9 protein-coding genes are annotated in these 11,554 nt (G+C 39.2%); 8 read left to right on the top strand and 1 reads right to left on the bottom strand.

Going from position 1 to position 11,554, the window contains the following annotated elements:
- Positions 1–223 precede the first annotated feature (223 nt).
- From QSH13_RS17910 to deoD, 7 genes are all read left to right on the top strand, one after another.
- The gene (locus tag QSH13_RS17910) at positions 224–1,288 is read left to right on the top strand and encodes a patatin-like phospholipase family protein (RefSeq protein WP_109396286.1); all 1,065 of its coding nucleotides are present in this window, start codon (positions 224–226) and stop codon (positions 1,286–1,288) included.
- A complete protein-coding gene (locus tag QSH13_RS17915) occupies positions 1,281–2,063 on the top strand; it encodes a TatD family hydrolase (protein WP_286039421.1) in 783 nt (260 codons plus the stop codon). The genes QSH13_RS17910 and QSH13_RS17915 overlap by 8 nt, the downstream gene beginning before the upstream one ends.
- Before the next feature lie 288 nt (positions 2,064–2,351).
- A complete protein-coding gene (locus QSH13_RS17920) occupies positions 2,352–3,653 on the top strand; it encodes a NupC/NupG family nucleoside CNT transporter (RefSeq protein WP_109396284.1) in 1,302 nt (433 codons plus the stop codon).
- A 520-nt stretch (positions 3,654–4,173) separates the two neighbouring features.
- A complete protein-coding gene (gene deoC, locus QSH13_RS17925) occupies positions 4,174–4,953 on the top strand; it encodes a deoxyribose-phosphate aldolase (protein ID WP_109396283.1) in 780 nt (259 codons plus the stop codon).
- Positions 4,954–5,023: 70 nt separating this feature from the next.
- Positions 5,024–6,346 carry a thymidine phosphorylase gene (gene deoA, locus QSH13_RS17930; RefSeq protein WP_109406905.1) on the top strand — a complete coding sequence of 441 codons (1,323 nt, stop codon included), beginning with the start codon at positions 5,024–5,026 and terminating at the stop codon, positions 6,344–6,346.
- Positions 6,347–6,412: 66 nt separating this feature from the next.
- On the top strand, positions 6,413–7,639 hold the full coding sequence (gene deoB / locus QSH13_RS17935; protein WP_109396281.1) for a phosphopentomutase: 1,227 nt from the start codon (positions 6,413–6,415) through the stop codon (positions 7,637–7,639).
- A 77-nt stretch (positions 7,640–7,716) separates the two neighbouring features.
- Positions 7,717–8,433, top strand: a complete 717-nt coding sequence (deoD, locus tag QSH13_RS17940) for a purine-nucleoside phosphorylase (RefSeq protein ID WP_006536106.1) — start codon at positions 7,717–7,719, stop codon at positions 8,431–8,433.
- A gap of 79 nt (positions 8,434–8,512) precedes the next feature.
- On the opposite strand, the gene QSH13_RS17945 is transcribed toward deoD, so the two are convergent.
- Positions 8,513–8,962: a hypothetical protein gene (locus tag QSH13_RS17945; protein WP_109396280.1), complete on the bottom strand. Its 450-nt coding sequence runs from the start codon at positions 8,960–8,962 to the stop codon at positions 8,513–8,515.
- Between the two features lie 692 nt (positions 8,963–9,654).
- Here QSH13_RS17945 and QSH13_RS17950 point away from each other — a divergent pair.
- Positions 9,655–11,391, top strand: a complete 1,737-nt coding sequence (locus QSH13_RS17950; RefSeq protein ID WP_109396279.1) for a pyridoxal phosphate-dependent decarboxylase family protein — start codon at positions 9,655–9,657, stop codon at positions 11,389–11,391.
- Positions 11,392–11,554 lie beyond the last annotated feature (163 nt).

Consider the following 11,554-nt stretch of genomic DNA (forward strand, 5'->3'; position numbering starts at 1 on the left):
AACGATTGAAACGTTCAGAGCCTACGTTCAGAGTCAGTCAACGCCTGATTGATCTTTAAAGCCCTGCGGGCTTTTCGCCTTATATCCCCGCCCGCATTGGGCGAGGGTTTACGGCGTTTTTCGCTAAGAATATATTGTCTAATTTATTTAAATGAGTACGGAAAAATAATGACGTCGAAAAAATGTGCGGGTATCCTTTGATAAGTTGTATAAAGGAGACATTATGGGGAAGTATATACCTGTCACATTAAATAATATTACTGCACTCGAATTTCAATCTTCACTGCCACAAGGTAAAGTTGCTTTAGTTTGTGAAGGCGGGGGGCAACGCGGGATCTTTACTGCGGGTGTCCTTGATGAATTTATGCGATCACGATTTGATCCCTTTGATGTTTTACTTGGGGTATCTGCGGGAGCACAAAACTTGTCTGCTTTTGCCTGTGGTCAGCGTGGATATGCACGTAAAATTATTAATCGCTATACAACCAATAATCAATTCTTCAACCCTATTCGCTTTGTCCGTGGTGGCAATTTACTTGATCTTGATTGGTATATAGACACGACAGCCAAAGAAATGCCTCTTGATATACCAACAGCACTACGCCGATTTGATACGGGGCGTGAATTTTATATGGTTGCAAGTCGTTCTGATAATTTTCAGGCCAATTATTTTCAACCCGATGAAATGACTTGGCTTGAGATAATCAAAGCGTCCAGTGCTATTCCTGCTTTTTATCGTAATGGTGTCTTATTTCATGATGTTGTTTATCATGATGGTGGTATCAGCGATGCTATTCCTGTGAGAGAAGCTTATCGACGAGGTTGTCGTACTATTATCGTTATTCGTACAGTTCCTTCTGAATATCAATACACAACGGAATGGGTTGAACGTATGGGGAAATGGTTTGAAAATAGCCGTTTACAGCGCTTTATGGCGATGGCACAAGTCCATATAGAAACCTATACCGAGACACTTAAATTTATCCAATCTCCACCAGAAGATAGTGTTGTTGTTGAAATATATCCACCAACTACATTGCAATCAAGTGCATTAGGAAGTCGTTTAAGTGCATTAAATCATGATTATCATGTGGGGAGACGTTGTGGGCGCTATTTTCTGGCGACAATTGGTCAACACTTTTCTAAGAAAAAATTCAAACAGCACGATAAAAAAGTCTTTAGTTTGTTTGAAACAGAAGCGAAGGCTGATAAAGCAGAGAATGCTTCTATTATTCAACAAGGAACGCGAAGTATACACCCTGACGTGAGACAAATTCAGAATGAATAAATTTATTGATACTCACTGCCATTTTGATTTTCCCGTTTTTTATGATGATATTGCCAATAGCTTGTCACAAGCGCATCAAGGTCATGTTGAAAAAATAATTATTCCTGCTGTTGCACGTTGGAATTTTGATGTTGTTGCAGAGTTAGCTAATCATTACCATCAATTATATTGTGCATTGGGGTTACACCCTTTATATATTGAAGAGCACACTGAACAGCATCTATTGGAATTAGAACAAAAATTAAAAACAACTTCTCGTTGTGTTGCCATCGGAGAGATAGGGCTTGATGGCTATATGAATAATCCCCAGGCAGAAAAGCAAGAGGCGTTTTTAATCGCACAGCTTAAACTAGCAATTGAATTTGATTTGCCAGTGATCCTGCATTCTCGTAAAACCCACGATAAGTTAAGTGCACTTTTACGCCGTTATGATGTGCCTCGAAAAGGGGTGATCCATGGTTTTTCAGGAAGTTTGCAACAAGCTGAAAAGTTTATTCAGCAAGGCTATTTTATTGGCGTTGGTGGAACCATTACTTATGAGCGAGCACAAAAAACTCGTCGCGCAATTGCCTCGTTACCACTAGAATACCTATTATTAGAGACAGATGCTCCTGATATGCCAGTGAGTGGTTTTCAAGGTGAACCCAATCGCCCAGAACGAATTCAATATATTTTTTCTCAACTCTGTGAGCTACGTCAAGGATCACCTGAGATAATCGCTCAGCAACTCTATTTTAATAGCCTACAATTATTTCGGTTAAAAGATAATATCTAGCTCTTGAATTGAATTTAACTTTACTGGTTAAAATTGAATACATGGTTTGTTAATCGGATGATGTTTTCTCTCTATTCAACCTATTCAATAATGCGGTTTTCCCCTCTTTTTGTGTGATCTACTTCTCATTTGTGACTTTTGTGTTACTTTTTTCAGACCCTATTTGTGATGGATGTTGAGGGTTCTTTTCTTAGACTAGGTATAATTATCTGGCAAAAAGAGTCAATAAGCTCTGGTAAGGGTATTATTGATAATCCATTAAATTTTTATGTGAACAGGGACCCTTCAATGCAACTCATTATGAGCTTGGTCGGAATGGCAACATTAATATTGATAGCCATTCTGTTTTCCAGCAATCGACGTGCAATTAGACTACGTACAGTTGGTGGCGCATTCCTTATTCAGATTGGCTTAGGTGCATTTGTTCTTTATTCTGACGGTGGCCGCGAAGTGCTTATTGCGGTTTCTGAGAGTGTTAAGAATGTTATTGATTACGGCAATAATGGGATGAGTTTCCTCTTTGCGGGCTTAGTATCAGATAAAATGTTCGAATTGTTTGGTGGTGGCGGTTTCGTATTCGCCCTACGCGTACTGCCTGTTATCGTGTTTTTCTCTTCACTAATTGCCGTGTTGTATTACCTTGGCATTATGCAAATCGTCATCAAAATTCTTGGTGGTGGTTTACAAAAAGTACTGGGTACATCACGAACAGAATCTATGTCTGCAACTGCAAATATTTTTGTTGGACAAACAGAAGCACCGCTTGTTGTTCGTCCTTATATTGCAAGAATGACAACCTCAGAACTCTTTGCTGTTATGTGTGGTGGTTTAGCCTCTGTTGCGGGTTCAGTACTTGCTGGATACGCTAGCATGGGCGTACCGTTGGAGTATCTGATTACAGCTTCCTTTATGGCGGCTCCTGGTGGTTTACTCTTTGCTAAATTATTGATCCCTGAAACAGAAACACCAGATGATCAAAAAGATGCACTTGATAAAATGGCAGATGAAGAAAAACCAGCCAATATTATCGATGCGGCAGCAGCGGGGGCCTCTTCAGGTTTACAACTCGCCCTTAACGTCGGTGCTATGTTACTTGCTTTCGTTGCCTTGATTGCATTAGTTAATGGTATTCTTGGTGGCATTGGTGGCTGGTTTGGCTATGAAAACTTCTCATTAGAGTTAGTGCTAGGTTGGATCTTTGCACCAATCGCCTTCCTCATCGGCGTGCCTTGGAGTGAAGCAACTATCGCCGGCTCTTTTATAGGACAAAAAATTGTTATCAATGAGTTCTATGCTTACTCTGAATTTAGTAAATACCTAAAAGAAGACGCAATTGTTGCGGGATCAGGACTTATGGTGCTATCTGATCAAACGAAGATCATTATCTCTTTTGCACTGTGCGGTTTTGCTAATCTCTCTTCTGTTGCTGTATTGTTAGGTGGTTTAGGTGGAATGGCACCAAACCGTCGTAAAGACGTTGCTCGTTTAGGTATGAAAGCAGTACTTGCAGGTACACTTTCTAACTTAATGAGTGCCACGATTGCAGGGTTCTTCTTTGCATTAACGGCAATGGCAGTTGTTGCCGCTTAATTGATTTAATTGTAAAGAGCAGATGGGTAATTTACCTATCTGCTCTTTTATGTTTGTTTTCTGTTGTAATGTTAACTACTTTTAGTATGTGAGATATTTCGCAGATTATATTGAATATGGTCACTGAGATTGTCATTAAATATGTATTACGCTTTTTTGCGTTATAAAGACGACTTAAAAACGGTATTCAAGTAACATTAAACCAGAAAATGACCTAATTGTGATTTACATCACATTTTTATGTCATTGCTTGCAAGTTACATTTGATTAGTGTGACGCAAAGCACATCTAATTGTTCCCTAGCGTGTTCAAATAAGATGTGCTGAAACTTCATGGAATGGCGAAAGCTCAATGACGGGTCGCCGAAGTGAGCATAGCGCGGTGAGAGGGAGCTCAGCTGTCGTTGTGGTATTAAGCTGCAACAACATCTTCAAGGAACCAAGTCCGCTCGCCAACAAATTTAATCGCTAACCTTAAGCGTACGCCCAAAAGGGCTTGAGAAACATCGTTGGAGAGTTTTATGACAGATTTAACCGCTGCAGCGCGCCTTGCGCTGTCTTTGATGGATTTAACTACATTAAATGATGATGACACTGATGCCAAAGTGACGGCATTATGTCATCAAGCTAAAAGCCCAGAAGGCAATACTGCTGCTATTTGTATCTACCCACGTTTTATTCCGTTAGCACGTAAAGTGTTACGCGAACAAGGTACTCCTGACGTCCGTATCGCAACCGTAACTAACTTCCCTCATGGTAATGATGATTTAGATATCGCATTAGCAGAAACCAAAGCCGCATTAGCTTATGGCGCAGATGAGGTTGATGTTGTTTTCCCTTACCGTGCATTGATGGCAGGTAACGAGCAAATCGGTTTTGATATCGTTAAAGCATGTAAAGAAGCTTGTGCAAAAGCTGGCGCTTTACTGAAAGTAATTATTGAAACGGGTGAGCTGAAAGATCCAGCGCTTATCCGTAAAGCATCTGAAATTTCAATCAAAGCAGGTGCAGACTTTATTAAAACCTCCACAGGTAAAGTACCTGTAAATGCAACACTGGAAAGCGCTGAATTAATGATCCAAGTGATCCACGATATGGGCGTTGGCAAAGAAGTTGGTTTCAAACCGGCTGGTGGTGTACGTACCGCTGAAGAAGCTGCTCAATACCTTGCATTGGCTAACCGCATTATGGGTGACAAATGGGTTGATGCCCGTCACTTCCGCTTTGGTGCATCAAGCCTATTAGGTAATTTATTAGCCACTTTAGGTCATGGTGAACAAAAATCATCTAGTGGTTACTAATCCATTCGTGAAATACGCCCACTTTTCATGATAGTGGGCGTTACCAATGCTATAAAACCAGGAGGTTGCAGTGTTTCTTGCCCAAGAGATTATTCGTAAAAAGCGTGATGGTCATCCTTTAACTGAGGAAGAAATTCGTTTTTTCATTAATGGCGTCAGAGATAATACTGTTTCTGAAGGTCAAATTGCTGCATTAGCAATGACTATTTATTTCCACGATATGACAATGCCAGAGCGTGTTGCTTTGACATTAGCCATGCGTGATTCCGGTACAGTACTGAACTGGAAAAGCCTAAATTTAAATGGCCCAATTGTTGATAAACATTCAACGGGTGGTGTAGGTGATGTTACATCCCTGATGTTAGGTCCAATGGTTGCGGCTTGTGGCGGTTATGTTCCTATGATCTCTGGTCGTGGATTAGGCCACACAGGTGGAACATTAGATAAGCTTGAAGCAATTCCAGGCTTTGATATTTTCCCTGATGATGAGAAATTCCGCGACATTATTCGCAATGTTGGCGTTGCTATTATTGGACAGACTAATTCATTAGCACCAGCTGACAAACGCTTTTATGCTACCCGTGATATTACTGCTACAGTTGATTCAATCCCGCTTATCACTGCATCTATTTTAGGTAAAAAATTAGCTGAAGGTTTAGATGCATTAGTGATGGATGTTAAAGTGGGCTCGGGTGCCTTTATGCCGACTTATCAAAAATCTGAAGAGCTGGCTGAGTCAATTGTCCAAGTAGCAAATGGCGCAGGCTGTCAAACCACGGCACTGTTAACTGATATGAACGAAGTATTAGCTTCTAGCGCAGGTAATGCGGTTGAAGTTCGTGAAGCTGTTCAATTTTTAACAGGTGAATACCGTAATCCACGTCTATTTGAAGTCACTATGGCGCTGTGTGTTGAAATGTTAGTATCAGGCCGTTTAGCGGATGATCGTCAACAAGCTCGTCAAAAACTACAAGATGTGTTGGATAACGGTAAAGCGGCAGAAGTCTTTGGTCGTATGGTTGCCGCGCAGAAAGGCCCAACTGATTTTGTTGAAAACTACAATAAATACCTGCCAACTGCGGTATTAAGTAAACCTGTATTCGCTGAGAAAGCTGGGTTCATCACAGAAATGGATACACGCGCATTAGGTATGTCAGTTGTGACATTGGGTGGTGGTCGCCGTAAAGCGACTGATGCTATTGATTACAGTGTTGGCTTAAGCGACATCGTAGCGCTTGGATCTGAGATCAATACAGATACACCTTTAGCGATGATCCATGCTAACAGTGAAAAATCATGGCAAGAAGCTGCTGCTGAAGTCCGTAAAGCGATGGTAATTGGTGACAGCAAACGCGAAGCTTCACCAATGGTGTACCGCCAAATCAGCGAATAAGAACTCAATGACGATTTATAAGTGACATATCCGTAGCCTACGGAGAATGACACAGGAGAGAGAATTATGAAACGTGTACATATCATGGTATTAGATTCCTTCGGTATCGGTGCTGCCGGTGATGCGGAGAAATTCGGTGACCAAGGTTCAGACACTTTAGGGCATATCGCACAAGCGTTTGCTGAAGGTAAAGCAGATAGAGATGGTCGTAAAGGTCCTCTTCATTTACCTAATCTTTGCCGCTTAGGTCTAGGTAAAGCAGCAGAAGAATCAACGGGCAAGTTCCCTGTTGGTTTAGATAAAAATGCAGAAATTATCGGTGCTTATGGCTACGCGAGTGAAATCTCTTCTGGTAAAGATACTCCGTCAGGCCACTGGGAAATCGCAGGTGTTCCTGTTCTGTTTGATTGGGGATACTTTAAAGAACTGAAAAACTCATTCCCACAAGCGCTGTTAGATAACATCGTTAAGCGTGCAAAATTACCAGGCTACTTAGGTAACTGTCACGCATCTGGTACAGTGATTTTGGATGAACTGGGTGAAGAGCATATGAAAACCGGTAAGCCGATTTTCTATACCTCTGCTGACTCTGTATTCCAAATTGCATGTCATGAAGAAACCTACGGTTTAGATAAATTATATGAGCTGTGTGAAATTGCTCGTGATGAGCTAAACAAAGGTGATTACAATATTGGTCGTGTTATTGCGCGTCCATTTATCGGTGATAAACCGGGTAACTTCTCCCGTACAGGTAATCGTCATGATTTAGCAGTTGAGCCACCAGCACCAACGATGTTGAAAAAACTGGTTGATGAAAAACAAGGTCACGTTGTTTCTATTGGTAAAATTGCTGATATCTACGCAAACGTAGGTATTACTAAGAAAGTGAAAGCAACGGGTATTAATGCTCTGTTTGATGCAACACTTGAAGAAATGAAACTCGCAGGTGACAACACAATTGTATTCACCAACTTTGTTGACTTTGACTCTTCTTACGGTCACCGTCGTGATGCAGTTGGTTATGGTGAAGCACTTGAGTTATTTGACCGTCGTTTACCAGAATTAATGGAACTGGTTAAAGAAGATGACATTCTTATCTTAACAGCAGACCATGGTTGCGACCCAACTTGGCCTGGCTCTGATCATACTCGTGAACACATTCCTGTTCTTGTTTATGGTCCAAAAGTTAAACCTGGTTCATTGGGGCACCGTGAAACCTTTGCTGATATCGGTCAGACTGTTGCTAAATACTTTGGCTTATCTCCTGTCGATTATGGTAAAGCAATGTTTTAATTTTATTTCGGTAGGTATAGCAATATGCCTACCGAATTATATTTAAATAGTAAAAAGATCAATTAAAAGGAAGAATTATGGCTACCCCTCATATTAACGCAGAAATGGGCGATTTTGCTGATGTCGTTTTAATGCCGGGCGACCCGCTTCGTGCTAAATACATCGCTGAAACTTTTTTACAAGACGTCCGTCAAGTAAACAATGTTCGTGGTATGTTAGGTTTTACAGGTACGTATAAAGGCCGTAAAGTTTCTGTTATGGGCCACGGCATGGGTATTCCTTCCTGCTCAATTTACGCAAAAGAATTAATTACAGATTTCGGCGTGAAAGTTATCATCCGTGTGGGTTCATGTGGTGCAGTATTACCAGATGTTGAACTGCGTGATGTTGTTATTGGTATGGGCGCATGTACAGACTCTAAAGTTAACCGTCTGCGTTTCAAAGGCCAAGATTTCGCCGCTATTGCTGATTACCAATTAGTTCAAAATGCTGTTGATGCAGCAAAAGCGAAAGATATTAAAGTTCGCGTTGGTAATATCTTCTCTGCTGATCTGTTCTACTCTCCAGATCCAGAAATGTTTGATGTAATGGAAAAATACGGCATCTTAGGTGTTGAAATGGAAGCAGCTGGTATCTACGGTGTTGCCGCTGAATACGGCGCAAAAGCACTGACTATCTGTACTGTCTCTGATCACATCAAGAAAGGTACACAGACCACAGCAGAAGAGCGTCAAACTACCTTTAATGAAATGATTGAAATTGCATTAGAATCTGTTCTGTTATTAGAAGACTAATCAATACATTTTGTTGCTTAAAAATAAAAAACCCAATTTTGAATTGGGTTTTTTTATGTCTAATTAATAAATCTAGAAATTATGGAGCATAAATATAGGTTTCTAAATAAGGATCCATTTTTATTGAGTAATTTTTTAAATTATCTAAGCTGGGTGTTAATGGCTGTTTGCACTCTTTTTTACTGATAATGTCATTGTCTTTATAGACAATAACACCGTTAAAATTCCAACCTCTCCCTTCTCCGTCATAAACGACATAGCTGTAGTTTCCATTTTTAAAACGAATATAGGTCGATGCACCTGCAACAAACATTTGGTGCCCATAAAAGACATTATTATTGGGGTGCTGAGGAACAGGTAGTGTTATCTCTGTTTTTGCAAGTGTGCCATAGCGATAAACAGGTGGCTTTCCATGTTCAACGAACACGCTGACATACTTACCATTTTCAAGTTGGCAGGTAAATTCTTCAGCATGGACACTTGCGGATAATAATACGAATACAGCAGCAACAGTGATATGTGCTTTCATATTGTGTTCTCCGTTAATTACCTACTCTATTACCTTAGTATCGGCAAAGAACACAAAAAATGTAGAGTAAACATTCTGATTATTTAGTTAGATTGCTAGCTTTCATTTTAACTAATATTTCTGTTATTAGTAGAATAATCAACTGTAATAATTTCTTTGTTTATCTTTTCATTGGGTATTATCTGTGAGCTTGGTCTTATCTAATATTTTGTACCTAATAATGGTTAAAATTAGAATTAATTAGCTAATTATGAAAAATATTATAGTGATTTCGTTTGATTTTGTTCGGTGTGACTAAATTAAATGTAATTTTCGTTGTACTAATTGTAGAAATAACAGATTAATTCAATTAATTAAATAAAGAGTTCAATAATATCAGTTGGTTATCATGTTATTAATATATTTTGAATATATTTCAAATAGTTAATAGTATTACGGGTGATTATTTTTGTTTGTAGCTTAATTTTCATTGTGATGTCAGTCACATAAGCATATATATAAAATAATAACATCTGTAAATTTAGCTTTCCAAAAATTTCTATTGTATTGATATTAAATAAAATATTTTGTTTTATGTGATGATGAGTAGAGACTATGCGATCGCATGAAGCACTAACTAAATTAATTAGAAAATGTATAGTATTGTTATGCAGTCAATTTAAATTTTTGTCGGTTTCTATTTGGAGAATATAGTGAAAAATCAAGATTTATTAGGTCTATCTTCTGCTAACATTCTGAATGCGGAATTCGAGAAGAAATACCACAACGTTATTGCTCACTTTTTCAGCCGAGATCCGAAGTATTGGCCGATATTTCAGGATAAAACCATCCAATCGATTACACAGTTTAGAAAAACAACCACTAACGATAATGACCAATTACAACGTTACTCAAATGGGCAACAACTATTTGAACGTTTAATGACGGATACGCAAATTCAACAAAACATCAATTACCCAGAAAACGATCCTAATGAATTACTGATGTTAGTGTCGACACTGTGTAAAAACTGGGAAAATCCGTTAGCTGTTGAAAACGTGATTGCAATGCCGAGTGATCCGGGTGTTTATGGTTCAATGTTAGGGTTAATGGGCAACCCTAATATGGTGTATTGTGAATATTCAGGTGTCGCAGATGCCTTAGAAAAAGTGACGATTAAAAAAGTCGCTAAATTGGTTGGTTATGATCCAGAAGTGGCATCTGGTGTGTTCACTCAAGGTGGCACCATGTGTAACTTATATGGTTATCTATTTGGTTTACGCAAATCTATGCCTAATTCTAAACATTTAGGTATGGCTGCAGATCAAGATTATCGCATCATTAACTCTCAAGGTGGTCACTACTCAAATATGACTAACCTAGCCTTATTAGGCGTTGATGTTGATAACAAGACCATTCGTATTAAGGTGTCTGAAGATAACACCATTAATTTAGAACACTTAGAGCGTGAATTAAGAGCGTGCTTTACTGTTAAGTGTAAAGTGCCAACGATTATGTTAACCACTGGCACAACAGATACCTTTGGTGTCGATGATGTGAAAGGTGTTTGTGAGTTACGTGACCGTTTATGTGAAGAGTTTGAGATCTCTGTTAAGCCACACGTACATGTTGATGCAGCTGTTGGTTGGCCGATTATTTTCTTCTTAGAATATAATTTTAGCAGTAATCCACTGGCAATTAACGATGTCACTTTAGAAGGTTTACGCCAGAACGTTGAAAAATTTAAGCATCTGAAATATGCCGACTCTATTACCATCGACTTCCACAAATGGGGTTATGTACCTTATACCTCAAGTTTAGTGTTGGTGAAAAACGGCAATGACTTTGTGGCACTTGAAAACGATCCTGAAAACTTCACCTATTTTGAACATGAGCTAGAAGGGCAGACTCATTTACAATCTACTATTGAGTGTACTCGTAGTGGTGTGGGTATTTTTGGCGCTTATTCTGCAATGCACTATATGGGTATTGAAGGTTACCAAACCATTATCGCTCACTGTTTGCAAAACGCGAACTATATGCGTCATCAATTATTGGCGATGGGGAATGCGAAAGTGATCGTGCCACAAAACCAAGGACCAAGTGTTGGCTTTAAACTGTATGATCCTAATTTAGTAAAAGATCCTCACGTTGCTTTCGATTTAGAACTAACATGTTCTACGGATAAAGAAGCTTATGACTTTATGGTTCATAATACGCAGTGGCATAGAAAACTTTTCTTACAGCGTGGCAGAGAGGGGTTATTTACTAACTGGGTTGATTCTATTGCTTGCTCTAAATATGCAAAAAATAATCGTTATGTTTATCTGCCAGGTGAAAAAGCAGTATTTATGAATCCAAATACAGAGCGTACGCATATTGATAATTTTATGAAGATTTTAACTGAAATGAGTCAAAATATGAGCTCGAAGAAAGTCGCAAAAATTTAATCAAATCATTGGTTGATTAAATAAAACAAACTGTACTTTAGCGAAAAACGCCGTAAACCCTCGCCCAATGCGGGCGGGGATATAAGGCGAAAAGCCCGCAGGGCTTTAAAGATCAATCAGGCGTTGACTGACTCTGAACGTAGGCTCTGAACGTTTCAATCGT

Origin of the sequence: Proteus faecis (assembly GCF_030286765.1) — a bacterium.
GTDB classification, from domain to species: Bacteria; Pseudomonadota; Gammaproteobacteria; order Enterobacterales; family Enterobacteriaceae; genus Proteus; species Proteus faecis.

Coding starts and splice junctions, on each gene's coding strand:
- QSH13_RS17945 (WP_109396280.1), bottom strand. CDS start 8,962: ATGAAAGCACATATCACTGTTGCTGCTGTATTCGTATTATTATCCGCA.
- deoB (WP_109396281.1), top strand. CDS start 6,413: ATGAAACGTGTACATATCATGGTATTAGATTCCTTCGGTATCGGTGCT.
- deoD (WP_006536106.1), top strand. CDS start 7,717: ATGGCTACCCCTCATATTAACGCAGAAATGGGCGATTTTGCTGATGTC.
- deoC (WP_109396283.1), top strand. CDS start 4,174: ATGACAGATTTAACCGCTGCAGCGCGCCTTGCGCTGTCTTTGATGGAT.
- QSH13_RS17915 (WP_286039421.1), top strand. CDS start 1,281: ATGAATAAATTTATTGATACTCACTGCCATTTTGATTTTCCCGTTTTT.
- QSH13_RS17910 (WP_109396286.1), top strand. CDS start 224: ATGGGGAAGTATATACCTGTCACATTAAATAATATTACTGCACTCGAA.
- QSH13_RS17920 (WP_109396284.1), top strand. CDS start 2,352: ATGCAACTCATTATGAGCTTGGTCGGAATGGCAACATTAATATTGATA.